Consider the following 24423-nt stretch of genomic DNA (forward strand, 5'->3'; position numbering starts at 1 on the left):
CTGGGTGGTGCGGCGGGTGCGTCAGGACTTCGGTGGCCGAATGGCCAGCTTGTGCGGATGCGCGCGACGGTGAAAAGTGGATGCTGTTGGGACCGAGCCGGATGTCTGTCGTGGCCACGGGAACTAGGTCTCCCAAACAATAATAAAATGGCATCTCATTTAACAGTAAAATTTCCAACGAACCCACAGCTGGATCGAGGAACACCATGGCAACCGAAACAATCGATCAGAAGACGCTGACTGAGCTGGTCGAGGCCGGCGCCGTAAGTGCGGCCCGCGTGGTGGGCTGCCGCAACGGCTGGGCGATCTCGGCACGTTGCGGCGCGAATGACCGATTCCTGTCGGCCAAGCGCGGCGACGTGCGGGTGTTTCGCCGTTTCGAAACGCTGGTTGGCTTTCTGCGCGACATCGGCATCAGCCGGTTCGATGTGGATGCGTCGACGTTCGATCCGGATGCGGCCGGTCGGGCGGCCCGGCCCGATCGCTCAGCCGCGTTGAAGGCGGCGCACGAGGCAGCAGCCCACGACCGCTGGTTTCGCGAACAGGTGCAGCAGGCGCTGGACGATCCGCGTGCGTCGATTCCCGACGCCGAAGTCAGCGCCGACTTCGCATCGCGCCGCGCGGCGCTACGCCGGCGAATATCGGACAAGCGAGGGAATGTTTCTTGACCCTCGAGTTGCACTGGAATCCCAAGGCGTACGAGGATCGCGTCGCGATCATGGACTACATCAGCGAGGACGACCCGGCGGCCGCGCTCGAACTCGACGAGCTGCTGGAAGAAAGGGCCGCGGCGTTGACGACCCATGCCGAGCTTTATCGGCATGGGCGTGTGGCAGGTACGCGAGAACTGGTGGTCGCGCCGAACTATGTGCTCGTGTATCGCATCCGGCCGGCCGCGCGCATCGTGGAGATCCTTCGCGTGTTGCATGCGCGACGGCAGTGGCCGTGATGCGCGTATTCATTGCCGGCTCGTCAGCCAAGGAAAGACTGCCATGTACACACATGGATTTACATTTCGACCTGCATCGGATAATGTACATACAATGTACATCCGACCGGAGATCGACATGCATACCACGAGGGTATTCAGGAACGGCAACTCGCAGGCCGTGCGAATTCCTGCGGACCTTGCTTATGAGCGCAGCGATATCGAACTGGAAATCGAGCGCGTCGGTGACGAAATCCGCATTCGGCCGATGCGGCGGCCTTTGACGCACGTACTTGAGAAGTTCGCGAAATTCGGGCCCGACTTCATGACCGAAGGGCGGGGCGACCAGGAGCAGGCCGAACGCGAGGGCTTGTGATGCCGCGATTCATGCTCGACACCAACATGTGCATCTATCTGATGAAAAATCAGCCGGAGCAGGTCGCGAGACGGTTTGCGCAGTGCTACACGGGCGACGTCGTCATGTCGGCGATCACCTATGCGGAGCTCGAGTACGGCGTGACCGCATGCACGAGCCCCGCGCGAGAGCGCCGCAATCTCGCCGCATTGATCGAGGATATTCCCGTCGCGCCTTTCGACGCCGCGGCAGCGCAAGCGTATGGTCCGGTCCGCGACGCGACCCGCGAGCGAAAGAAGGATCACCTCGACAAATTGATCGCCGCTCATGCGGTGTCGCTCGATGTCGTCCTCGTTACCAACAACGAGCGGGATTTCGTCAGCTATCCGGGGTTGCGACTGGAGAACTGGCTGAACGACTAGCGTCGGGCGCCATGCCCGGCGGCAACGCAGGGTGTCGATCCACCGCGCGCCATCGCCGGATCCGGCATCAGCACTCGACGATATTCACCGCCAGCCCGCCGCGCGACGTTTCCTTGTACTTCGTCTTCATGTCGGCGCCCGTCTCGCGCATCGTCTTGATCACGGAGTCGAGCGACACATAGTGCGAGCCGTCGCCGCGCAGCGCCATGCGCGCCGCGTTGACGGCCTTCACCGACGCCATCGCGTTGCGCTCGATGCACGGAATCTGCACCATCCCGCCGACCGGGTCGCAGGTGAGGCCGAGGTTGTGTTCCATCCCGATTTCGGCCGCGTTCTCGACCTGCTGCGGCGTGCCGCCGAGCACGGCCGCGAGCGCGCCGGCCGCCATCGAGCACGCGACCCCCACTTCACCCTGGCAGCCGACTTCCGCGCCCGAGATCGACGCGTTGAGCTTGTAAAGAATGCCGATCGCGGCGGCCGTCAGCAGGAAGTCGATCACGCCTTGCTCGTTCGCGCCGGGCGTGAAGCGCGTGTAGTAGTGCAGTACGGCCGGGATGATGCCGGCGGCGCCGTTGGTCGGCGCGGTGACGACACGGCCGCCGGCCGCGTTTTCCTCGTTGACCGCGATCGCGTACAGGTTGATCCAGTCGATCATCGACAGCGGATCCTGCAGCGCGCGCTCCGGGCTGCCCGTCAGCGTGCGGTACAGCTGCGGCGCGCGGCGCTTGACCTGGAACGGGCCGGGCAGGTTGCCGTCGGCATCGGGGTTGCCGATCCCGCAGCCGCGCGACACGCACGACTGCATCACCGACCAGATCTTCAGCAGCCCGTCGCGCGTTTCTTCCTCGGTGTGCCACGCGCGCTCGTTGTCCCACATCAGCTGAGCGATCGACTTGCCGGTCGACTCGGTCAGCGCGAGCAGCTCGGCGCCGGTGCGGAACGGGTGCGTCATCTGCTCGGCCGCGCTCAGCACCTTCGTGTTCGGCGCGCCGGCCGTCACGACGAAGCCGCCGCCAACCGACAGGTAGGTGCGCTCGACCAGCACCGTGCCGTTCGCGTCGGATGCGCGCAGCTTCATCCCGTTCGGATGCTCGGGCAGCGCCTGGCGGTAGAACGCGATGTTCTCCTTCAGCACGAACGGCACCGGATGCGTGCCGAGCAGCGCGAGCTGCTTCGACTTGCGCACGTCTTCCAGCCGCGCGTCGATCGTGTCGGGATCGACGGTGTCGGGCGCGTCGCCGAGCAGGCCGAGCATCACGCCGCGGTCGGTGCCGTGGCCCTTGCCAGTGGCGCCGAGCGAGCCGTACAGCTCGACCTTCACGTGGGCCGTCGCGTCGAGCTGCCCGTCGCGCTCGAGGCCCTGGACGAACATCAGCGCCGCGCGCATCGGTCCGACCGTGTGCGAACTGGACGGACCGATGCCGATCTTGAAGAGGTCAAACACGCTGACTGCCATTTCGATACCTGCCTTGCTATAAGAATAATTGCTAGCGCGCCTGCAATGGCAGGCACGCGGCGAGCCATGCGGGCGGCGTTGGGGAAAGCTGCTGCGCGACGCGGGCATAGCGCCCGTCGAGCCGCGCGGCCAGATGAAAGAGTTCGGTGGCGTTTTTCGGGTCCCACTGCCCCGTGTAACCCGGCAGGCCGGCCTCGCGGCGCTTCGCGTCGAACGGCACCGGCGAATTCACGAATTCCTCATGGGTTTTCTCGCCGAGCGCGTACGGCACGAGCCAGTCGAGCGCCGCCGCGAGCGTTGCGCCGTTCGCGCCGCGTTCGCGCAGCCAGTTGCGGTTGAAGCGGCGCGCGGCGAGCGCGGCCGTCACCAGCGGCTGCAGATCGTAGACCGCGTAATGCAGCGCATCGCGTTCCTCGAAGTCCCAGGTCTTGCCGTCCGGGCCGATGTTGTCGGCGAGATGTTCGACGAACAGCCGCTGCGCGGCGTTCATCATCTTGCGGTCGCCGAGCGTGAACGCGGACAGCGCGATCAGCTTGATCCGGTGGCTCTGCCAGTTGTTGCGCCAGGTGCCGGTGAGCGGGCGCTTCTGCGCGTCGATCTGCGCGACATAGCCGGCGCCGAGCTTCGCGATGAACGCGGCCGTCGCGTTGCGTGTTTTTACCGGCAGCGCGCTCGCGGTCATGTCGTACGCGACGATCAGGCTCTCGAAGCGCGTTTCGTCGATCGGATTGAAGCTCGGCTGGTAGGTCGAGACCCACGCCGACAGGAAGCGGTCGACGAGCTGCAGGTAGCGCGGCGCGTTCGTCACGCGCCACGCGAGCGCCGCGTCGCGCATCAGGTCCATGTCCTTCAGCGCGGCCGCACTCTGGTCGTAGATGCCTTCGTGCGGCAGCGTGCCTTCGGTATGCACGCGCGCCATTGCCTTCGGCTGCTCGCCGATGCGCGCGTCGACGCTGCGGATCAGCGCCTGCACGCCCGGTTCGGCCTGCGTCGTCTCGCTCGCCTGCAGGGCCGGCGCCGCGCAGAAATTCATCGCCGCGCGCGCGCTGCCGGACGCGCCGAGGCCGGCAGCGGCCAGCGACAGCGAGGCGACGAGCATCGGCACGAACCGGCCTGCGCGCATGCACGGCCGCTTCTTGGTTGCACCATGGCCCGGAAACATCGGACGCACCATGCGGAACTCCTTCATTGGCTGGATCGCGTGTGATGTTAGCCGGATTGGCAGGTGAACGTGAAACGGTTGGCCGGGCGGCGAACGTAAAAACCGCACGCAACCGGTGGCTGCGTGCGGTGGAGTCACGGTCGGACGCTCCGGTGCGAGACGGGCGTTATGCGTATTCCGACATCGGCACGCACGAGCAGAACAGGTTGCGGTCGCCGTACGCGTTGTCCGCGCGGCCGACCGGCGGCCAGTACTTGTTCGTGCCGAGCGATGCGACCGGGTACGCAGCCTGCTCGCGCGAGTACGCGTGCGGCCATTCGTTCGCGGTGACGACGGCTGCCGTGTGCGGTGCGTGACGCAGCGGGTTGTCCTCGCGATCGGCGCGGCCTTCCTCGACCGCGCGGATTTCCTCGCGGATCGCGATCATCGCGGCGATGAAGCGGTCGAGTTCTTCCTGCGATTCGGATTCGGTCGGCTCGACCATCAGCGTGCCCGGCACCGGGAAGCTCATCGTCGGCGCGTGGAAGCCGTAGTCCATCAGGCGCTTCGCGACGTCGTCGACGCTGATGCCGCTCGATTCCTTGATCGGACGCAGGTCGAGAATGCACTCGTGCGCGACCAGCCCGCCCGGGCCCGAATACAGCACCGGGTAGTGCGGCGCGAGGCGCTTCGCGATGTAGTTCGCGTTGAGGATCGCGGTTTCCGTCGCGGCGGTCAGGTTCTTCGCGCCCATCATCGCGATGTACATCCACGAGATCGGCAGGATCGACGCCGAGCCGTACGGCGCGGCCGATACCGCGCCGATGCCGTCTTCGGCACGGGCGTAGCCGGTCGAACGCTGGTTCGGCAGGAACTTCGCGAGGTGCGCGCCGACCGCGACCGGGCCGACGCCCGGGCCGCCGCCGCCGTGCGGGATGCAGAACGTCTTGTGCAGGTTCAGGTGCGACACGTCGCCACCGAACTGGCCCGGCGCGGTCAGGCCGACCATCGCGTTCATGTTCGCGCCGTCGACGTACACCTGGCCGCCGTGCGTGTGGACGATCTCGCAGATCTCGCGGACGTTCTGCTCGAACACGCCGTGCGTCGACGGATACGTGATCATGATCGCCGCGAGGTCCTTCGAATGTTCTTCGGCCTTCGCCTTCAGGTCGGCGATGTCGACGTTGCCCTGTGCATCGCAGGCCACGACCACGACCTTCATGCCGGCCATGTGCGCCGACGCCGGGTTCGTGCCGTGCGCGGATGCGGGGATCAGGCACACGTCGCGATGCGCTTCGCCGCGCGATGCGTGGTACGCGTGGATGATCAGGAGGCCCGCGTACTCGCCCTGCGAGCCGGCGTTCGGCTGCAGCGACACGGCTGCGTAGCCGGTGGCCGCGACGAGCATCTGCTCGAGCTGGTCGATCATCTCGCGGTAGCCGACGGTCTGCTCGGCCGGGGCGAACGGGTGGATGCCGCCGAATTCGGGCCACGTGACCGGCAGCATTTCCGACGTCGCGTTCAGCTTCATCGTGCACGAGCCGAGCGGGATCATCGAGCGGTCGAGCGCGAGATCCTTGTCCGACAGGCTGCGCAGGTAGCGCAGCATTTCGGTTTCGGAATGGTGGCGGTTGAACACGTGGTGCGTCAGGTACGCGCTCGTGCGCTCGAGGCCGGCCGGCAGCGCGGCGACGCCGGCGAGGCCCGCATCCAGCGCGTCGACGGCCGGTGCGGTGCCGCCCGCGGCCTGCGCGAACACGTCGAGCAGGTCGGCGAGGTCGTCGCGCGTCGTGGTTTCGTCGACCGATACGCCGACTTGCGTGTCGCTCACGCGGCGCAGGTTGATGCGCTTCGCCTTCGCGAATTCGTGGACCTGCGCGGTGCGCGCGCCGGTGTCGATCGTCAGCGTGTCGAAGAACGTGTCGTTGACGGTCGCGAAGCCGAGCTGCTTCACGCCGGCGGCGAGCAGCGCCGCGATGCGGTTCACGCGCAGCGCGATCGTCTTCAGGCCGTGCGGGCCGTGGTAGACCGCGTACATGCTGGCCATGATCGCGAGCAGCGCCTGCGCGGTACACACGTTCGACGTCGCTTTCTCGCGGCGGATGTGCTGTTCGCGCGTCTGCAGCGCGAGGCGCAGCGCGGGCTTGCCCTGCGCGTCGACCGTCACGCCGACGAGGCGGCCCGGCATCTGGCGCTTGAATTCGTCACGCACCGCGAGGTACGCGGCGTGCGGGCCGCCGAAGCCCATCGGCACGCCGAAGCGCTGCGTGTTGCCGATCGCGACGTCCGCGCCCCATTCGCCGGGCGGCGTCAGCACGGTGAGCGCGAGCAGGTCGGCCGCGACGACCACGTGGCCGCCGGCCGCGTGGATCGCGTCGGTGAGCGCGCGGTAGTCGCGCACGTCGCCGTTCACGCCCGGGTATTGCAGCAGCACGCCGAATGCGTTTGCCTGCGCGGCGTCGGCGGCCGGGCCCGTCTTGACCTCGATGCCGACCGGCAGCGCGCGCGTGCGGATCACTTCCAGCGTTTGCGGCAGCACGTCGTCGGCGACGTAGAACACGTTCGACGCCGGCTTGCCGGTGCGCTGCAGCAGCGTCATCGCTTCGGCCGCGGCAGTGGCCTCGTCGAGCAGCGACGCGTTCGAGATCGCGAGGCCCGTCAGGTCGGCGACCATCTGCTGGAAGTTCAGGAGCGCCTCGAGGCGACCCTGGGAAATTTCGGGCTGGTACGGCGTGTAGGCCGTGTACCACGCCGGGTTTTCGAGCACGTTGCGCAGGATCACGGCCGGCGTGTGCGTGTCGTTGTAACCCTGACCGATATACGAGCGGAACACCTGGTTCTTGTCCGCGAGAACCCGCAGTGCGGCGAGCGCTTCGGCCTCGCTCTTCGGCTGCGCGAACGGGCCGAGCGGCAGCGTTTCGGCGCGGCGGATCGAGGCCGGGATCACGGCGTCGATCAGGGCGGCGCGCGACGCAAAGCCGAGCGTGTCGAGCATGGCCTGCTGGCTGGCGGCATCGGGGCCGATGTGGCGTTCGGCGAACGCGTCGTGCGTTTCGAGCGCGGCGAGCGAGAGGGGCGTGCGGTTCATCAGGCGGTCCGGGTGTTCGAGCTTCATGGCGTGACTCTGGTCCCGCGCGCGCCGAGGCCGGCGCCGCGCGGTTCGGGTAGGGGAATTAGTCGATCAGCTTGCTGTAGGCGGCAGCGTCAAGCAGGTTGTCGGTCGATGCGCCGGCCGCGAGCTTGATCTTGAACAGCCACGTGCCGTATGCGTCGCTGTTCACTTCTTCCGGTGCGTCGGTGGCGTCCGCGTTGATGGCGACCACTTCGCCGGTGACGGGCGCGTAGATGTCGGATGCGGCTTTCACCGATTCGACGACGCCGATCGCGTCACCCGCCTTCACTTGCTTGCCGACTGCCGGCAGCTCGAGGAAAACGATGTCGCCGAGCGTGTTCTGCGCATGATCGGTGATGCCGATCGTCAGCGTGCCGTCGGCTTCGGCGTGGATCCACTCGTGTTCGTCGGTGTATTTCAGATCGGCCGGGACGTTGCTCATCGGATGCTCCTGGATAAAAGGGTGTAATTCGTTCTGCTGGCGCGCCGCGATGGCGCGCCGGGTAGGGTTGCGCCGGGCGCCATTTCCCGGCTTACCGGGAGGCGGCCCCCCGGCCGTTACGCAGCGAGGACCTTGCCGTTGCGCACGAACGGCAGTTTTACCACGCGCGCGGGAAGATTCTTGTCTCGAATTTGCACCTGGACCAGGTCGCCGATCTGGACGGCGGCCGGCACGCGGGCGAACGCGATCGATTCCTGCATCGACGGCGAGAACGTGCCGCTCGTGATCTCGCCTTCGCCGTGCGGCGTGACGACCTTCTGGTGCGCGCGCAGCACGCCGCCTGCCTTGCCGTTTTCCTTCTGCAGGATCAGGCCGACGAACGCGGTGCGCGTGCCGTTGGCTTCCAGTGCGGCGCGGCCGACGAAGTCGCGCGGCGCGGTGAGGTCGACCGTCCACGCGAGGCCCGCGTCGAGCGGGGAGACGGTGTCGTCCATGTCCTGGCCGTACAGGTTCATGCCGGCCTCGAGGCGCAGCGTGTCGCGCGCACCGAGCCCGCACGGGCGCACGCCGTTTTGCTGCAGTGCGGCCCACAGCGCTTCGACGTGCACGGCCGGGACGATCACTTCGAAACCGTCTTCACCGGTATAGCCGGTGCGGGCGATGGTGAGATCGCCGAACGGCGTGGCGGCGACCTGCGCGGCGTTGAACGGCTTCAGCTCGCTGGTCGCGGCACGGGCGGAAGGCACCGTCGTCCAGACCTTTTCGCGGGCGTTCGGGCCCTGTACGGCGACGATCGCGAAATCGCGGCGCGGTGCGATCGTGAGACCGTAGCCGCCTTGCTCGTTCAGCTGGTTGAACCACGCGATGTCTTTCTCGGCCGTGCCGGCGTTGACGACCACGCGGAAGAATTCTTCGGTGAAGTAATAGACGATCAGGTCGTCGATGACGCCGCCCTGCGGGTTGAGCAGGCACGAGTAGAGGGCCTTGCCGGGCGTCTTGAGCTTGCCGACGTTGTTCGCGATCGCGTGCTCGAAGAACGCGCGCACGCGGCTGCCGGTGAAGTCGACCACGCACATGTGCGACACGTCGAACATGCCGGCGTCGGTGCGCACGGCTTCGTGTTCTTCGATCTGCGAGCCGTAGTTGACGGGCATGTCCCAGCCGCCGAAGTCGACCATGCGGGCATTGAGCGCGCGGTGCGCGGCGTTGAGCGGGGTGTGATTCAGTGCAGTCATCGAGGCCTCAGGCAAGGCGCTTGCGCGCGGATCAGAACGGCCATGTGCCGACCGCCGCGGCCGATGGCCTCGAGCGATCCGGTACATGCCCCTCTGTCCTCGATACCTGAGAGATTGCGCGGCGGGCAAAGCCCGGCCGGCGCGCGCCCCTTCGGTGGGCAGCCTGCCCGCGCAACCAGTGCGCTGCGGGCTACTGCCGCTCTCCAGAGTGCGGGGAGAGTGTGGCCCGCGCAGTGCGCGGACGCGATTCCCCGACGCGGTCGGTCCTTTTGCCTGAGAGTTTGCGGGTGTGCCCCTTCGGCGGCGCAACCGGTGTCGAAACGACCCGGTTACACGCTCTCCCGACGCGTGCGGGCGACTGTACGCGAGCGGGTGGGCATTGTCAATTTGGGCAAAAGAATGTCGCTTCGCGACAAGCGGCGGCGTGGGGTGCCGCCGCTTTTGCCGACGCCGGCAGGTGTCGGCGTTGCCGGGATTACTCGCCGATCGCGCGCGCGGCCGTGTCGAGTTCCTGGTTCAGCACGCGCTGCTCGTCACCGGACAGGCCGCCGCTGTGCTGGGCCGCCATGTCGTTCGATTCCTGGCGGATCACGTCGAGGCGGTGATGCAGCTGCGCGCCGTACGGCGGCGGATAGTAGCCGCCGTTCACGCGTGCGTCGATGCGGCGGTGCAGGTTGTCGATCCGGCCCTGGACCTCCTGCATGCGGTCGTTCGCGACGACCTGCGGATTCGGACGCGGCGGGGGCGGAGGCGCCTGCCGGACCGGCCGCTGCGGCTGCACGATACACGCAGCGAGCGAGGAAACCAGGACGCAGCATGCTGCTGCGCGAATCAACCGTTGCATCACATTCTCCTGACGGATTGGTGTCGGATCGACTTTTTGAGAAACGCGTCAGACCGGACGACCGCTGACTTTCGTTCCCGCACCATTTGTAACGGAATGTTCGGGACGGGGCCGGCGCGGCGGCTGACGCAGGGCCGCTGCCCCGCGAGCGGTGCGGGAGGGCGGCCGCGGCCGGGCAGGCATCGACCCGGCCGGCGCCATCATACGATGCGTCGCACGAACGGTACCCGGCGGCCGTCGTGCTCGCTCTGCGCGGCGAGTTCGATGATGGTCATCACGTCGACGGCGTCCTGCGCGGTGACGGGGAACGGTGCGCCGTCGCGGATCGACGCGGCGAGCGCACGGTAGAACTCCGCGTACTGGCCGTCGAGCGTCGGAACCGGGCGCTCGACCTCGACGTCGCCGTCGAGCACGCGCAGCAGGCCGGGCGGGTTGCCGCCGCCGAATTCGACGTCGTCCGCGGTGAGGCCGGCCTTGAGCTGGTCTTCCTGCGTGTCGAGCCCGAATTTTTCGTAGCTGCCGCGCGTGCCGTGCAGCGTGAAGCGCGCGGGTTCGATCGCCGACAGCGCGCTCGCATGCAGCGCGACGTCCTTGTCCGGATAGCCGAGCAGCAGGTGGACGAAATCGGGCGCCGTGCCGTTGTCGCGACGAGTCTTGATGGTCGCGCTCACCGTTTCCGGCGTGCCGAACAGCGCGAGCGCCTGGTCGATCAGGTGCGGGCCGAGGTCGAGCAGCAGGCCGCCGCCGCGGGCCGGCTCTTCGCGCCAGCGCGTGCGCGGCGTCGGCCGGAAGCGGTCGAAATGCGATGCGAAATAGGTGAGGCGGCCGAGCTCGCCCGACTTGACGATGTCGCGCACGGTGAGGAAATCGCCGTCCCAGCGGCGGTTGTGGAACGGCGCGAACAGCCGGCTGCGCGCGTTCGCGAGCCGTGCGAGCGCAAGCGCCTCGTCGGCGGTGAGCGTGACGGGCTTGTCGACGACCACGTGGCGGCCGGCTTCGAGCACCTGGCGCGCGAGCGTGAAGTGCGTGTCGTTCGGCGTGGCGATCACCACGCACTCGATGTCGTCGAGGCCGAGCAGCGTGTCGAGGTCGGGGACGACGCGCGCGCCCGGATACGCTGCCTGCGCGCGATCGGGCTGCCCCGTTGCGATCGCGGCGACTTCAGTGCGGCCGCTCGTGGCGATCACCGGCGCGTGAAACGTCGCGCCGGCGAAACCGAAACCCATCAAACCAATCCTGAGCAATGACGACATGGCAATCCCTGGCTGCGAAGGAAACTAAAGGATGGCGCGCCGAAGCGGCGCGAAGACGACCGGCTATTTTGGCATGGCGCCGCCGCTTGCACAGGGGCGGCGGGCGAAACGCGCGACGCGATGCGGCGCTTGCACAAGGAAGCGCGGCATTTTGCGCGGGGCCGCGCACTGCGCGCGGCATGGCCGGCTGCCCGGCTGCATGGTGAACGACCGGCGCGCTGCCGCCCGCCACGCCATCGCGCGGGACGGCCGCCTCGGGCAACCGCGGCGTGACGCGGCGCACGTAGCGGCCTTGCGCGAACAGCAGCGGGCCGAGGGCGGCGGTGGCGAACAGGTAACCCACGAGGTCGATCCGGTAGTGGTTCAGGCGAATGAAATCGGGCCGGAGCGGGCGGCGCCGGGGGAGACATATTCTGGCCGATCGGTGCGCGAACGGGGACGGATTGGCCGGACGGACAGGGCGCGCCCGGCCGGTCGGCCTGCGCGGCCCCGTCCGGCGGCGCTCCCGAAATGCACGCCGCCGACGTGTTAACATGCGCGTCCTGCCCGCGTGTCCGCCTGCTTCGCCAGCCCGCCGCGCACGGCATCCTCCCGGCGTTCCGCCTTCAACCGCAACACCATCCGCCATCATGTCAGCAGGCCTCAATCCCGCTCAGAACGAAGCGGTGCGCTACCTCGACGGTCCCTGTCTCGTGCTCGCCGGCGCGGGCAGCGGCAAGACTCGCGTGATCACGCAGAAGATCGCGCACCTGATCGAAGCGAAAGGCTTCGAGCCGCGCCATATCGCCGCCGTCACGTTCACGAACAAGGCGGCCGCCGAAATGCGCGAGCGCGTGTCTAAGCTGCTCGAGGGCAAGACGCTCACCACGCCCGGCAAGGAAGGCCGCAAGGTGCCCGTCAACCAGCTCACCGTCTGCACGTTCCATTCGCTGGGCGTGCAGATCCTGCGGCAGGAGGCCGAGCATGTCGGCCTGAAGCCGCAGTTCTCGATCATGGATTCGGACGACTGCTTCGGGATGATCCAGGAACAGCTCGGCACGACCGACAAGGGGCTGATCCGCAAGATCCAGAGCATCATCTCGCTGTGGAAGAACGGCCTGATCATGCCCGACGAGGCGATGGCGATCGCGGCGAACGAGGACGAGCACCAGGCCGCGCTCGTCTACCGCAACTACGTCGCGACGCTGCATGCGTACCAGGCGGTCGATTTCGACGACCTGATTCGCCTGCCGGCCGAGCTGTTCGCGAAGAACGAGCAGGTGCGCGACCGCTGGCAGAACAAGCTGCGCTACCTGCTGATCGACGAGTACCAGGACACCAACGCGTGCCAGTACGAGCTGGTGAAGCTGCTCGCAGGCCCGCGTGCCGCGTTCACGGCGGTCGGCGACGACGACCAGGCGATCTACGGCTGGCGTGGCGCGACGCTCGAGAACCTCGCGCAGCTCGGGAAGGATTTCCCGAAGCTGCACCTGATCAAGCTCGAGCAGAACTACCGGTCGACGGTGCGGATCCTGACCGCCGCGAACAACGTGATCGCGAACAACCCGAAGCTGTTCGAGAAGAAGCTGTGGTCCGAGCACGGGATGGGCGATTCGATCACCGTCACGGCGTGCAACGACGAGGAACACGAGGCCGAATCGGTCGTGTTCCGGCTGTCCGCGCACAAGTTCGAGCGGCGCGCGCAGTTCCGCGACTACGCGATCCTGTACCGCGGCAACTTCCAGGCGCGCATCTTCGAACAGGTGCTGCGGCGCGAGCGGATCCCGTACGTGCTGTCCGGCGGCCAGTCGTTCTTCGACAAGGCCGAGATCAAGGATTTGTGCGCGTACCTGCGGCTGATCGCGAACGCCGACGACGATCCCGCGTTCATCCGCGCGATCACGACGCCGCGCCGCGGCATCGGCAACACGACGCTCGAGGCGCTCGGCTCGTTTGCGGGGCAGGCGAAGGTGTCGCTGTTCGAGGCCGTGTACATGGGTGGGATCGAGGCGCGGCTGTCGGCGCGCCAGGTCGAGCCGCTGCGGATGTTCTGCGACTTCATCCAGCGCCTGACCGAGCGCGCGGACAAGGAGCCCGCGACCGTCGTGCTCGACGACATGATGGAAGCGATCCACTACGAGGCGTACCTGTACGACGCGTTCGACGAGCGGCAGGCGCAGTCGAAGTGGCAGAACGTGCTCGAATTCCTCGAATGGCTGAAGCGCAAGGGCACCAAGCCCGAGACGGAGGCCGTCGACGGCGAGGCCGAAGGCTTCCACAACGCGGACGGGCTTGCCGATACGGGCAAGAACCTGCTCGGCCTGATCCAGACCGTCGCGCTGATGTCGATGCTCGAGGGCAAGGAAGATGATCCGGACGCCGTGCGGCTGTCGACCGTCCATGCGTCGAAGGGGCTCGAGTATCCGCACGTGTTCCTGGTGGGCGTCGAGGAGGGCATCATGCCGCACCGCGGCGGCAGCGAGGACGACGGCCCGATCGACAGCGAGCGGATCGAGGAGGAGCGCCGGCTGATGTACGTCGCGATCACGCGCGCGCAGCGCAGCCTGCATCTGAACTGGTGCAAGAAGCGCAAGCGGGCGCGCGAGACGGTCGTGTGCGAGCCGTCGCGTTTCATCCCGGAGATGGGGCTCGACGAAGCGCCGCCGCCGACGCCGGAAGAAGCGCCGATGTCACCGAAGGACCGGCTCGCGAGTTTGAAGGCGTTGCTGCAGAAGTGAGGCGGCGGGCCGGCGGACCGCCGCACCGGAAAGAGAAAACCCCCGCGATGCGCATGCGTCGCGGGGGTTTTTTACGAATGGCCCGGCGCGGTTACTTCGACGCGTTGACCATGTAGTCGACGGCCGCCTTCACGTCGGCGTCCGACGCGTTCGACCCGCCCTTCGGCGGCATCGCGCCCTTGCCGTGCAGCGCGTAGTTGTAGACCGTATCCATCGAGTCCTTCAGGCGCGGCGCCCAGTCTTCCTTGCTGCCGAACTTCGGCGCGCCGAGTACGCCGGCCCCGTGGCAGGCCACGCAGGTCGACGAGTACAGCGCCTTGCCGGCGTCGGCGCTGGCCGGGGCGGCCGCTGCTGCAGGCGCTTCACCGGCCTTCGGGATCGCGGCGATCGCAGCCTGTGCCGCGGCGACTTGCGCGCTCGCGGCGTCGGCCGCGCCCGATGCGGCTGCAGCGCCGCTGGCGGCCGGTGCCGCATTGGCTGCCGGCGCTGCCGGTTCGGGGAAGTTCGCGCCGTCGTTGTTCGCCATGTAGACGATCGCTCGGGCGATTTCATAGTCGCTGACGTCGTCGGGGCTCGTGCCGCCGCGCGGCGGCATCGCGCCCTTGCCGGCGAGGGCCGTCTTCAGCAGCGTGTCGAAGCCTTGCGAGATGCGCGGCGCCCAGTCGTCCTTGTTGCCGAACTTCGGTGCGCCGGCGGCGCCCGTGCCGTGACAGGTCACGCAGACGGCCTTGTAGACTTCCTCGCCGGTCTTGTACGTGCGGGGCGCGTTGGCGTCCTTCACGTCGACCTTGGCGAGCGGCGCGATACGCGCGGCGACCTGTTCGTCGGATAGCGCATCGGTGCCGGCGCCGGAACGGAACGCATGGTTCGCATAGTTGGCGAACAGGACGATCAGGATGATCGGAATCGCGAACGACGCGATGATGACGGCAATCAGCTGCCCGGGTGTCTTGACGGGAGATTCGTGGGGTGCTTCGCTCATGCTTGCCTCGTCTCCATGAATAGGAATTGTGAGCGCGGTGCAACGGCAAAATGGCAGTCCAATGAAGCACGGACGATTATAGACGGAACGTTTACATCACGGCGAGCGGTGCGGTGGCGCGTGTTTACCCGCACGCAGCCCGGCCCGGCGGCCATTCGGCGGGCAAGGTGGACGCGTCATGGGAAACCGGGTATCCTTGCCGTCTTGCCAAATGTGGGCGGCCTGTATATTGGGGTCGCTTCACTGTCTCACGCGCCCGTAGCTCAATGGATAGAGTACTGCCCTCCGAAGGCAGGGGTTGCTGGTTCGATCCCAGCCGGGCGCGCCAAAATTCGAAGTGATGCTAGGTCGATAAAAATCTAGAGAAATCAAGGCCCTGAGGCGAACGCCAAGGGCCTTTTTTCATTTCGGATGCCGCCGGAAACCCCACCTTATGCGCCATTTGGCGGAAAAGTGGCGGAGTTGAGAATTGTCCAGACGCAACAAGAATTACTTAACGTCTGGAGCAGAGATGGCAGGAATCTGGAAACGGGGCAACTACTGGCGAGCCGAGATTCGTCGCGTGGGCTTTCCGTCCCAATGGAGTACGTTCGACACGAAGGCCGAGGCGGAGGCATGGGCTCGCCGTATCGAATCGGAAATGGATCGGGGAGTCTTCGTCGATCGCACTGAAGCCGAGCGCAATACATTTGAAGACCTGCTGCGGCGCTATGCGCAAGAGATCTCGCCTCTGAAGAAGGGCGACGCCGACGAAATTTTGCGGATTAGTAAGGTCTGTCGCGATCCGATCGCTCAATACAAGGTGGCTGCGCTTAGCGGCAAGATTTTTGCCGACTACCGAGATCGGCGGCTCAAGGGTGATGCGAAGCATCGTCCGGTTACAGGATCCACGGTTAACCGGGAACTGGCGTTACTGAGTCACGTGTTGAATGTGGCCCGGAAAGAATGGGGTGTGCACCTCGACGTCAACCCGGTTTCCGTCATTCGTCGCCCACGTGAAAACCGCGCCCGTACCCGCCGGCTGTTGGCCGGGGAGGAGCAACGCATCCTTGCAGCGCTGGAAACGCTGGAATCTATTCAGCGCGACGGCCATGGCCGATTCGCAGATGGATGTCGCAATGCATTGGTCAGACCGATCGTCATACTTGCAATTGAGACAGCGATGCGTCGAGGGGAGATCCTCTCACTTTGCTGGGCCGACGTCTTTCTTGACGAGCGTTTCGTACGTCTTCATGACACCAAAAATGGCGAAACGCGAGATGTGCCACTTTCGACCCGCGCGGTCGAAATCCTCAAGAATCTGCCCCGACACGAGAGCGGGCGTGTAACCGTGTGACGCCGTTCGGCCGCGCGATGTACGAGCTGAACATCGACACGTTCTGCGCGAACAGCAGCTCGGCCAAGGGGCGCGTCGAGCGCGCACATCTGACGTTGCAGGACCGGTTGGTCAAGGAGATGCGATTGCGCGGGATCAACACGGTGGCCGACGCCAACGCTTACGCGCCCTCCTTCATGGCCGCCTACAACGCACGCTTCGCGAAGCCGCCGAAGAGTGACTTCAATGCGCACCGGCCGCTGCGGGCCGACGAGAGTCTGGACTTGGCGCTGACGTGGCGCGAGCCGCGGAAGTAACGAAGTCGGTGACAGTGCAGTACGACCGGGTGCTGTACTTGTTGGACGATACGCTGGAGAACCGGAAGTTGATCGACCGGCAGATCGAGGTGTGGGAGTACCCGGATGGGCGGATCGAACTCCGGGCTGACGATCGTGTGTTGGACTGCAGACAGTACGACCGACTAGCCGAAATCGACCAAGGTGCAGTTGTTGAGCACAAGCGCTTGAGTCATGTGCTGCAGGTCGCGCAAGCGCTTCAGGCGCAACGCGATAACAGCCGAATCGGTAAAGCGCCGTCTCGAACGCATCGCGGTGACTCGACCCGGACCAATCGAAACGACCCGCAAGCGGGAAAGAAGAAGCAACGCGAGATCACACAGGCCGACGTAGAGCATGTGATCGTGGAGCTGGCGCAACGTCGGCAAACCGCCAAGCCAGCAGACAAACCTCGCCGTCGGTCTGCAAAAGCTGAGGAAGCGAACGTGAGCGCCCTGCCCGTTCAGGCGCCGACCTTCGACACTGCGTAACGGTTAAAGCTAGGAAAGAGACGCAGTAAAACCAACCTTAAAACCGGACATTTTTAAATAGCTGGAAGGTGGACATCTGAATCTGGGTATGACAAACAAACAACGAAAGAGCGCGTGATCTACGTCAGTGGACGAACGATCTCCGTCGGTCAGTCAGTTACGTCGGACACCCCGGCGGGCAAGCGGGCCATGGGTACGTGTTGTTGCCTGCTCGGGTCGATTTTAGCTGACCACCCAAACTTGAACGCATCGACCGACGTGATGTTGGAGTTCCTCAAAATTCGAGAGACGCTTGCAAGGACCAGAGCACGCATTATACTTGCCCCAACCAAAGAGAACGCCGGAACGTGCCGGCAGAACACAAAAGCAACTAGGGGAACGTTGATGGGACGCAACGGCAAAAAGAATTCTCCCAAGCCGCTCGACAGGGCCGAGCTTGAGACCTTACTTCAAGCACTCACGGGTCAAACGATTCCTTTGGCGGAAAATACCCGGATGCTAGAGGATGTGGCAACTTCTATAACACAAGGCCACAAACTGGGTTATTCGCAATTCAACGAGCTATTGCTAAGTATCGGTTACGACAGGGTCGATATTGAGTTTTTCCGCTTTCTTTGCGATCCGGAGACCACGTTTCGGGAGCAGAGAAAACCTCCGGAGATTTCGTCGGCGGATAGTTTGCGCAGCGGAATCAATTCGTTTCGAGAGCTTTCGCTGCTTCTATTTGGAAATGTTAAATATGGATTTAAGGCGCTCTCGGGAGACCCCGACTCCTTGATCGCATGGGTCCATGAGTTTCGCACCGAGGAGCCGGTTGAGCGATATAGTTTGAGGCACAATCAACTGTTCCCTTTGCAGGATATAAAAAGCGACGATTGCTATCTGCTCGGATATATTTCCGGTGATGAAATAGAGCGCGAGCTACGAGCCAATCCGAATAATCCCGAGGCAATTAGACGAAAAGAGCATAGAGACAGCGTGGTCGAAAAGGGAAGGTGGAATCACAACGTTTATCTTACCTCCGATCATCTGGATGTCTATGTTGCAACGTCAATGCGCCTGCGACACGAATTTGTATTTGTAAATGAATTCCTGGCGAGAATTAATGAAAAGCCAGCGGTGTCGCAGCTTAATCTGCGCTTCTTTGATCCGACACAGGCATATTGCCACGATCGACTCGACAAGGGTTTGGCGGAGGCTCTTATGCTGAAGAGAGCTCAGTGTACGGTCTACTTGGCACAAGAATCGGACACCCTGGGAAAAGATTCTGAATTGGCATCGACGCTCGCGCAAGGAAAGCCAGTTATTGCGTTCATTCCAAAAATGAGCGATAAGTTTTGGAAGTATCTTTATCAGACGTTTATAACTATATATCCGGATCAAAGCGAGGAGCGGACTCTTTTGCAACTCCTTCAGATATACAAGCCGGATGCGGCCTGGCAGGATGATGAGATTAAGCAGCATCTGTCCGGGAATCGCCTTTTGCCTATGAAATCCCTGAGGCAAAGGGCGCGGGCTGCAGTGGAGGCACATTATAACAAACGTGCCTCGATTTTGAAGGACGCGCACCCGCTCGGATTGCAAACAAATTTGGGTACTGGTGTGGCTAATGGGGTATTGGTTTGCAGGGAAGTAAGTGTTTGCGCGGAGCTTATTAGGCGTATTGTTCTGAACAAGATGCAGTTTTATATAGAAGATAGGGATGGTTACGTGCTGCTTCGAGAAAAACTAACTGATAGCATTTTCCGCGTAATGACGAATGATCGTCTTCTCACCAATAGTTTTTGGAACTTTTATAACGCTGCCTGACCTACTGCATGTATACTTGCTGAGTGTAAGGAGGGAAAGATGTCACAAAAGTCCAGTCGATCAAAAGGATCTATCTACGATACGCTGTTCGTGAAGGAAGTTATCCGCGCGGCCAAGAGTGAGTTGCCGCCCGCTCAGGGGAGGTTGAACGTCCTCGACGCGTCCCAGCAACGCCGCGGCGGATCGCTTGCGAGTCTTATGTTGTCTGAGCATGCCACCGGTATGTTAAGAAAAGGACGTAAATAAGGGGGCGAAGGCTCGGTCGAAAGCCGCTGCTCATTGATTGCCCCCTTTTTTTGAAGACGTGACGGCCATGGATTAGGTCCGATGGAGCGTTTTCCGCAATAGTAGCCGATCTGCCCATTTTGGCGGAATTTTAGTAGCGGGTAGTGCAGTATTTCCGCTGCCAGTATTAGAGTATACGCACTAAGTGAGACACTGAGCATCGCGCACATAAATTTGAATGTGCCACATTGCGAACATAATGCCTATGATGAGGGCATTGTGTTTCAGTGAAAAGCCGGAAATTCATGGTCCGAGTGTAGGGTCTTGCGCTGCGCCAATTCGAGACGGTAAGCGGCAGAATATCATGTCGAAATGATTGGATGCAGAGGCCGCGTTTTGAATGCGATGCGAGCCGTATGTCGTATATCTTGCCGACATCTTTGACCGAATTATAGCGACCATTTTATGACATCTGTGGATAGCGTTCCATCTGAACAAGGCCGGGCCCCCCTTAGATTGGCGGTATTCGAAGTGTCAGGCGAAGGTAGGAAGGCGATTGCCCGGATTGAAATTACGCCAAAACTGGACGGAACTTGCAATCTCGCAATTTCGAGCGAAGTGGCCGATGCTGCAACGCATCTCCGTCAAATAATTGAGCACACGCCGCCAGAAGAATCGGCACAGAATTTGACTGATGATTCGCCAGAAGAGATGGCGGTTGAGAGGGCTCACGCCAAACTCGAAAAAATTCTTTCCAACGCTGGCTATCAAGTGGAAGTGCTACCCGCGGGGGATCAACGACTTTCGTTCGTGATCGACATGCGAACAGGGAATGTGGTCGGAACAAACGAACCACTACACGATGCGGTGTCCTCCGACAGTGATTCCATAGGCCGCCGTATATTCGAGTCGATATCCGCAAAGTTTAGAGATGGCCAAAATGAGCTTGCGGAGAAGACCTTCGCCGCCACGTCAGTTGGGGCTCATACAGATGCAATAAAACTCGTTTGCGAGGCATACGAATCCGGAAATGCCGGACTGCCTCCAACGGAAAAATTGCTGAATGGGCTGATGTCGATAGATTTGGCTTTTGCCAGCAAGGATCAAAGGCGGTTAGTGCAAGAATGGCGAATTCACGCCGGAACGGCGCTTGGACTGTGCGAGGTGATAGCGGGAGATGCAGAAGAATTCCTCGCCGAACACGAAAGCACACTGACCGCTGAGCAAATTTGCGACCTTCGCATGGTTATAGCGACGGGCGCCATGCAGCGAGGCAACAAGGAAACGGCCATCATGATGTGGCGGGAGCTACTCAGTGAACCCAGAAAATTGGGGGCTGGTAATCGTGGTTGGGCATGGCGGAACATATCGTATGCATTGCCTGTTGACGACCCGGAAGCGCTAGAGGCCGCTCGGTATTCGTCCGATGCATTTCTCGAAGCCGGGGACAAAACCGAAGCATGCAAAAGCCTGATGCAAGCCGCGAATTGCTTGTTGCACGTTGAACCGGCGAAAGCGTTGCTCGTTATTGACGAAATTCTGCCGCTAGTAAGTGGAGATCTCCTCACGCACCGTCCCGTTAAAGCTGCCACATTGCACGCTCGCGCGAATCGACTGATGAAACTGGGGCGCAATAGAGAAGCACTGATCGACGCACAAGCGGCTGTACGCACATGGCAGGGAATCATGGGCGTCGAAATGCATCTCGTCACCTCTTTGTACCTGGCAGCTTCCGCGGCACAGGCCGTCGGAGATGATTCTTCACATCAGCGGTTCACTGAGGAGGCCAACGAGCTTGCGCGCACGATCGATATTCCTCGTTTCTCACTTCAGCGTCGACTTGAGGGTTTGCAGGACGCCTTCAACGAAGCCGACGCGTTGCAGTTGGCTAGTGATGCAGAGCGTGAAGGCGAACACGAGATCGTCGCGTTGGTGCGGTACTTATGCGCAACGTATGACGAAACACTTAGCGACACGCGTCGGTTGATGTTACTCGAAGATGCGCTTCGTACGTTGGAGGATGCTCGTAGCGATAGCTCGACGGTTGTGTCGTTGCAATGCGCAATCGCGAATCAATTAATGGCGATGTCGCAGCCAAAGCGAGCACGCACGTGGTACGAGAAGGCGCTCAAGTCGGATCCCCTAGATAGGGCTGCGCGCGACGGATTGGTGAACTGTCTATGGAAATCGGAGGCGTGGGGCGACGCTGCTGTATTTCTCAAGTCGGAGCTAACTCGGCGCGGCGACATGCCGGGGCTCCTGTATGCATATGGCCGATCTTTGTTTGAGGCGGGGGACTTAGCGGGGGCGTTTCGCGCACTGAAAAAATCAGAGGAGCTTGCGGATCCCACTTCAAATACGAAGTCACTCTCAAGATCCCTTGCTGAGCGAGCGTTCGCTTTGGCGGGAACGATAGAGCCGGTGAAGCATGAAGACGAACTCATACCAGCTCGAGTGACAATTGAGGAGCTCCGGGCCGCTCTAAAGCATTTCGCGTCATTCGTGGCAAGCGTAAAACGAATGGAGTTTTGGACGAGAGACGATCGTTCAAGGTATGACTGGATCGAGAAGCCGGAGAGATTCGCGCAAACGATGTTGCATACCTTTCTCAAAGCACGGTTCCTTGAGCGAATTGATGTGTTCGAAGAAATAGCTGCGGGTGCCGGCCGTCTCGATATATACGTGCAGCTATATGGTGGACTCGGCTCGGTCGTCGAGCTCAAGATGTGTGGTTTTAGGTATAGCAGTTCCTATGCTTCTGCGGGTGAGGAGCAAATCGCGCACTACATGGGAAACCGCCGCTCATCGATCGGGTACTTGGTTGTATTTGATGCTCGATTGGAAAATTTCGCGGAACCCTTGTCTGCCGAGCCGCGTCAAGACAGCCTCACGATCGAAACCGTCTTCGTTGATGTGAGACCGCGTGTGACCAAGAGGCGAAAGATGTAAGTCGGTGCGGGAGCGCCGTACGATACATGTGGCTATCCAGGCTGCAAAGCGGTCAGCGAATGCGTCGAAATCGACGCAGGTTCGACGCATCCTCCACCGACCAAGCGCCTGCCAATGCTCGATGGGCGGAAAACAACGCAGGACCGACGCATGAGTGACGCATCCAGTACAGGAGATAAGAACCTCACTCCGCTTTATGCTCGCGCCGCTTCGCGCTCGCCATTTTGAATCGGGCGAGGCGATCAACCTTCGGTGAATGCTTGATCGGACGCGCACTGGTTACATAGGGAACTTTGATCCGCCCGCCTCGGCCTCTCCGGCCGTGAACTGCGTGCCCATAAGCACCTATCGAGTAGTCGCTGAGGTGGCCCATAACCTTAGCTGCTTGCTCGAGAGTTATTTCGCGCTCGGAGGTGGCAGCTTTCAAGTCAGACGCTACTTGGTGGCGGAAACAATACGGGCTGATTCTCGTCCGCAACTTTGGGAATGCGCTTCTGCCGAGGGCCACAATGCTGTTGTACAGGTAATCTCTATTGTGGGCGATCGTGTATTTGCCGATCCCGTCGACGGCGTTCTGGCCGGCCAAGGTGTGAAGAAAGCGCAATGCAGGATTGGCGTTGGCATCCACGCTGAACCCGATGTGTCGCGTCGGTTGGGCGCTCTCGCTCCATCACGAATTCCAGCTCCTGCCATACTTCGGCGAGAACTTCGGGAAGCCGTTGAATACGGTGGCAGTTGCGGCCACGATGACGTCCTTCTTTGTCGTGATGCTGGTGCTCGCGCTGCGTCGCACGCCGACGCTCACCAGCTCACAATGGGTCTGGTTCGGCGCGGTCAGCTATCCGCTGTACTTGGTCCACCAAAACGTCGGCTACATGCTGTTCAATGAAGCCGGCTCGGCCGTCGACCAGGTCGTGTTGTTTTGGGGCGTTGTCGCCGCGGCGATCGGGGCTGCGCTGCTGCTGCATGTGGCGGTTGAGAAACCCGTCGCGGGGCCGTTGAAGCGGGGAGTATTGCATGCGCTCGACGCGCTGCAGCGCTACGTTCCTGCTCGCGTTATGCGCTGGCGGCAGGACAAAATTCGGCGCAGCGGTATGGCTGGTCGTGCGCAGCGCCTGTAGAAAGATGTGCAGCTAGATTGCAGCTTGGACGAACTGAGTTGGCCCTGATTGACCTTGTGCAGCCTTGATTTTGCAGTTTGGGAGTTGCGTAAGGCTTTGATTTAGCAGGAAGCGTTGCGTGCCGGTAAAGCGCCGAAGGCAGTGTCTGGCGCGAACGACGCTCGCGCCTAGACGGCTACGCATCCTTACGGAGTTTGGGCGTTTTGTGCAGCTCCACCCAGTAGGCATTGAGCTGGTCATTCGACACATCAAAGCGGCGCAGCCATCCTTCGGTCGCGACGACCGTATTGAGCAGCGGCGCAGTGCTATCGAGCGTCCCGTCCTGCAGGGTATCGACCGAATCCGCAATGATCGGCTTCAGCGCGCGATTCAGAATGACGTACGCGGCCGGCGGCGAGACGGGAATTCCCGGTCCGTTGGACACGCCGGACTCCGGCGCGACGCCGGCCTTGATCAGTAGTCCGCCGTCACCGAATGGCTGGCTGGAGAACCAGTCAGGCGGAAGCATGAGCGAGGATGCGCCGCCAGCAGCGCGAACGAGATCCCCGTCGAGCGCGTTCAGCCAGTCGACGGTCTTGATCTTCGTGTAGAGCTTGCGGACAGTCGATCGCATCGGATCGCCGACGTCGATGCCAGGCCCGAAGCGGCGCGCGTAGAAATACTCGCTGGCTTCGTTCGGCCGTCGCCCCATCGGGGGCACGTTCACGGCCAGGCCGCCGTGCCCGTGGACGGTCGGTAGATCCTTGGCGAATGCATTGAACAGCGTTTCGAATACGCCCGGCCGCTGGACGAGAAACGCGCGCGGCACTGTGAAGGCCAGGCCGTCGAGACCGCGCTTGCGCGCTGCTTTCCCTTCGCTCAGCGCGAACACGGTAAATTCGTAGAACCCGGTGGCGAGCTTGTGCTCGGCGCTCGTCATCGCGACCGCGAGCGTTTCGTCGGCGGGCACGCGCGCCGCGATGCTCTCGAATCCAGGGGCCTTGTCGTATTGCACCGGCTCTTCGCCCTCGGCGTACAGCCAGCGCAGCGGCCCGGATTTCGATGGCTGCTCGCCGGCTGCCACCTCGAGCGCGTGGTGATATTCCTCGATCGCCGCGTTGTATTGCGTGAAGCAGCGCACCAGGGCTTGGCGGACGGCGGGTGTGAAGCCGTCGCGGAAGTAGAGCACGCCCCGCACAACCAAGGCGGCACCTGTGATGCCCTTCTGGTGCGCGGGCTCGTACAGGCCGAAGGGCATCGTGTCCGCTCGGCGCGGATCCTTGGCCCAGGCAGCGATTTCGTCGTTTGTCAT

19 protein-coding genes, 1 tRNA gene, 2 pseudogenes and 2 riboswitches are annotated in these 24423 nt (G+C 62.9%); of the genes and pseudogenes, 11 read left to right on the forward strand and 11 right to left on the reverse strand.

Features of this window, described 5'->3' with window-relative positions:
* Positions 1–206: 206 nt before the first annotated feature.
* From DIE03_RS24045 to DIE03_RS24060, 4 genes are all read left to right on the forward strand, one after another.
* Entirely contained in the window at positions 207–668 is a 462-nt protein-coding gene (locus DIE03_RS24045) for a hypothetical protein (protein ID WP_124454696.1), read from the forward strand.
* Entirely contained in the window at positions 665–949 is a 285-nt protein-coding gene (locus DIE03_RS24050; RefSeq protein WP_124454698.1) for a type II toxin-antitoxin system RelE/ParE family toxin, read from the forward strand. Before DIE03_RS24045 ends, DIE03_RS24050 begins: the two co-directional genes overlap by 4 nt.
* A gap of 118 nt (positions 950–1067) precedes the next feature.
* Positions 1068–1304 carry a type II toxin-antitoxin system VapB family antitoxin gene (gene vapB / locus DIE03_RS24055; RefSeq protein ID WP_124454699.1) on the forward strand — a complete coding sequence of 79 codons (237 nt, stop codon included), beginning with the start codon at positions 1068–1070 and terminating at the stop codon, positions 1302–1304.
* The gene (locus DIE03_RS24060) at positions 1304–1705 is read left to right on the forward strand and encodes a type II toxin-antitoxin system VapC family toxin (RefSeq protein WP_124454701.1); all 402 of its coding nucleotides are present in this window, start codon (positions 1304–1306) and stop codon (positions 1703–1705) included. Before vapB ends, DIE03_RS24060 begins: the two co-directional genes overlap by 1 nt.
* Before the next feature lie 67 nt (positions 1706–1772).
* Here DIE03_RS24060 and DIE03_RS24065 read toward each other — a convergent pair whose 3' ends face one another.
* From DIE03_RS24065 to DIE03_RS24100, 8 genes and pseudogenes are all read right to left on the reverse strand, one after another.
* On the reverse strand, positions 1773–3161 hold the full coding sequence (locus DIE03_RS24065; RefSeq protein ID WP_124454703.1) for an L-serine ammonia-lyase: 1389 nt from the start codon (positions 3159–3161) through the stop codon (positions 1773–1775).
* A 31-nt stretch (positions 3162–3192) separates the two neighbouring features.
* A complete protein-coding gene (locus DIE03_RS24070) occupies positions 3193–4335 on the reverse strand; it encodes an alginate lyase family protein (protein WP_124454705.1) in 1143 nt (380 codons plus the stop codon).
* A 154-nt stretch (positions 4336–4489) separates the two neighbouring features.
* Positions 4490–7417 (reverse strand): aminomethyl-transferring glycine dehydrogenase, encoded by a 2928-nt coding sequence (gcvP, locus tag DIE03_RS24075; protein ID WP_124454707.1) that lies wholly within the window; start codon positions 7415–7417, stop codon positions 4490–4492.
* Between the two features lie 58 nt (positions 7418–7475).
* Complete coding sequence (gcvH, locus tag DIE03_RS24080) at positions 7476–7856, reverse strand: glycine cleavage system protein GcvH (RefSeq protein WP_124454709.1); 381 nt, start codon at positions 7854–7856, stop codon at positions 7476–7478.
* A gap of 116 nt (positions 7857–7972) precedes the next feature.
* On the reverse strand, positions 7973–9091 hold the full coding sequence (gene gcvT, locus DIE03_RS24085) for a glycine cleavage system aminomethyltransferase GcvT (protein WP_124454711.1): 1119 nt from the start codon (positions 9089–9091) through the stop codon (positions 7973–7975).
* A gap of 83 nt (positions 9092–9174) precedes the next feature.
* Positions 9175–9308, reverse strand: a riboswitch (glycine riboswitch).
* Between the two features lie 33 nt (positions 9309–9341).
* A riboswitch (glycine riboswitch) is annotated at positions 9342–9445 on the reverse strand.
* 121 nt (positions 9446–9566) lie between these two features.
* Positions 9567–9935, reverse strand: coding sequence for a hypothetical protein (locus DIE03_RS24090; protein WP_124454713.1), 369 nt, complete (start codon positions 9933–9935; stop codon positions 9567–9569).
* 200 nt (positions 9936–10135) lie between these two features.
* Positions 10136–11188: an oxidoreductase gene (locus tag DIE03_RS24095; RefSeq protein ID WP_124454715.1), complete on the reverse strand. Its 1053-nt coding sequence runs from the start codon at positions 11186–11188 to the stop codon at positions 10136–10138.
* A gap of 208 nt (positions 11189–11396) precedes the next feature.
* A pseudogene (locus DIE03_RS24100) lies at positions 11397–11531 on the reverse strand (SGNH/GDSL hydrolase family protein); the annotation flags it as partial.
* Between the two features lie 286 nt (positions 11532–11817).
* On the opposite strand from DIE03_RS24100, the gene DIE03_RS24105 reads away from it, so the two are divergent.
* The gene (locus tag DIE03_RS24105; RefSeq protein WP_124454716.1) at positions 11818–13905 is read left to right on the forward strand and encodes a UvrD-helicase domain-containing protein; all 2088 of its coding nucleotides are present in this window, start codon (positions 11818–11820) and stop codon (positions 13903–13905) included.
* Between the two features lie 91 nt (positions 13906–13996).
* Here the strand turns inward: DIE03_RS24105 and DIE03_RS24110 are convergent, their stop codons facing one another.
* Positions 13997–14887 (reverse strand): cytochrome c5 family protein, encoded by an 891-nt coding sequence (locus DIE03_RS24110; protein ID WP_124454718.1) that lies wholly within the window; start codon positions 14885–14887, stop codon positions 13997–13999.
* A 252-nt stretch (positions 14888–15139) separates the two neighbouring features.
* Between DIE03_RS24110 and DIE03_RS24115 the strand changes: the two genes are divergently transcribed.
* The 5 genes and pseudogenes from DIE03_RS24115 to DIE03_RS24135 all read left to right on the forward strand — a co-directional run bounded on the left by DIE03_RS24115 (position 15140) and on the right by DIE03_RS24135 (position 22011).
* A tRNA-Arg gene (locus tag DIE03_RS24115) sits at positions 15140–15215 on the forward strand.
* Positions 15216–15527: 312 nt separating this feature from the next.
* Positions 15528–16223, forward strand: a complete 696-nt coding sequence (locus DIE03_RS24120) for an integrase (protein WP_260434943.1) — start codon at positions 15528–15530, stop codon at positions 16221–16223.
* Positions 16214–17028: pseudogene (locus DIE03_RS24125) on the forward strand (ISNCY family transposase); the annotation flags it as partial. The gene DIE03_RS24120 and the pseudogene DIE03_RS24125, both read left to right, overlap by 10 nt.
* A 114-nt stretch (positions 17029–17142) precedes the next feature.
* The gene (locus DIE03_RS24130; RefSeq protein WP_124454722.1) at positions 17143–18837 is read left to right on the forward strand and encodes a hypothetical protein; all 1695 of its coding nucleotides are present in this window, start codon (positions 17143–17145) and stop codon (positions 18835–18837) included.
* A 756-nt stretch (positions 18838–19593) separates the two neighbouring features.
* The gene (locus DIE03_RS24135; protein ID WP_124454724.1) at positions 19594–22011 is read left to right on the forward strand and encodes a hypothetical protein; all 2418 of its coding nucleotides are present in this window, start codon (positions 19594–19596) and stop codon (positions 22009–22011) included.
* A 184-nt stretch (positions 22012–22195) separates the two neighbouring features.
* Here the strand turns inward: DIE03_RS24135 and DIE03_RS24140 are convergent, their stop codons facing one another.
* Positions 22196–22639, reverse strand: coding sequence for a site-specific integrase (locus DIE03_RS24140; RefSeq protein WP_185658211.1), 444 nt, complete (start codon positions 22637–22639; stop codon positions 22196–22198).
* On the opposite strand from DIE03_RS24140, the gene DIE03_RS24145 reads away from it, so the two are divergent.
* A complete protein-coding gene (locus tag DIE03_RS24145) occupies positions 22629–23132 on the forward strand; it encodes a hypothetical protein (RefSeq protein WP_124454726.1) in 504 nt (167 codons plus the stop codon). The two genes, DIE03_RS24140 and DIE03_RS24145, sit on opposite strands and share 11 nt — an antisense overlap.
* 175 nt (positions 23133–23307) lie before the next feature.
* Here DIE03_RS24145 and DIE03_RS24155 read toward each other — a convergent pair whose 3' ends face one another.
* On the reverse strand, positions 23308–24423 hold the full coding sequence (locus DIE03_RS24155) for a DUF3396 domain-containing protein (protein WP_124454728.1): 1116 nt from the start codon (positions 24421–24423) through the stop codon (positions 23308–23310).

Origin of the sequence: Burkholderia sp. Bp8992, assembly GCF_003853705.1 — a bacterium.
GTDB lineage: Bacteria > Pseudomonadota > Gammaproteobacteria > Burkholderiales > Burkholderiaceae > Burkholderia.

Coding starts and splice junctions, on each gene's coding strand:
- DIE03_RS24045 (WP_124454696.1), top strand. CDS start 207: ATGGCAACCGAAACAATCGATCAGAAGACGCTGACTGAGCTGGTCGAG.
- vapB (WP_124454699.1), top strand. CDS start 1,068: ATGCATACCACGAGGGTATTCAGGAACGGCAACTCGCAGGCCGTGCGA.
- DIE03_RS24060 (WP_124454701.1), top strand. CDS start 1,304: ATGCCGCGATTCATGCTCGACACCAACATGTGCATCTATCTGATGAAA.
- DIE03_RS24065 (WP_124454703.1), bottom strand. CDS start 3,161: ATGGCAGTCAGCGTGTTTGACCTCTTCAAGATCGGCATCGGTCCGTCC.
- DIE03_RS24070 (WP_124454705.1), bottom strand. CDS start 4,335: ATGGTGCGTCCGATGTTTCCGGGCCATGGTGCAACCAAGAAGCGGCCG.
- gcvP (WP_124454707.1), bottom strand. CDS start 7,417: ATGAAGCTCGAACACCCGGACCGCCTGATGAACCGCACGCCCCTCTCG.
- gcvH (WP_124454709.1), bottom strand. CDS start 7,856: ATGAGCAACGTCCCGGCCGATCTGAAATACACCGACGAACACGAGTGG.
- gcvT (WP_124454711.1), bottom strand. CDS start 9,091: ATGACTGCACTGAATCACACCCCGCTCAACGCCGCGCACCGCGCGCTC.
- DIE03_RS24090 (WP_124454713.1), bottom strand. CDS start 9,935: ATGCAACGGTTGATTCGCGCAGCAGCATGCTGCGTCCTGGTTTCCTCG.
- DIE03_RS24095 (WP_124454715.1), bottom strand. CDS start 11,188: ATGTCGTCATTGCTCAGGATTGGTTTGATGGGTTTCGGTTTCGCCGGC.
- DIE03_RS24105 (WP_124454716.1), top strand. CDS start 11,818: ATGTCAGCAGGCCTCAATCCCGCTCAGAACGAAGCGGTGCGCTACCTC.
- DIE03_RS24110 (WP_124454718.1), bottom strand. CDS start 14,887: ATGAGCGAAGCACCCCACGAATCTCCCGTCAAGACACCCGGGCAGCTG.
- DIE03_RS24120 (WP_260434943.1), top strand. CDS start 15,528: ATGGATCGGGGAGTCTTCGTCGATCGCACTGAAGCCGAGCGCAATACA.
- DIE03_RS24155 (WP_124454728.1), bottom strand. CDS start 24,423: ATGACAAACGACGAAATCGCTGCCTGGGCCAAGGATCCGCGCCGAGCG.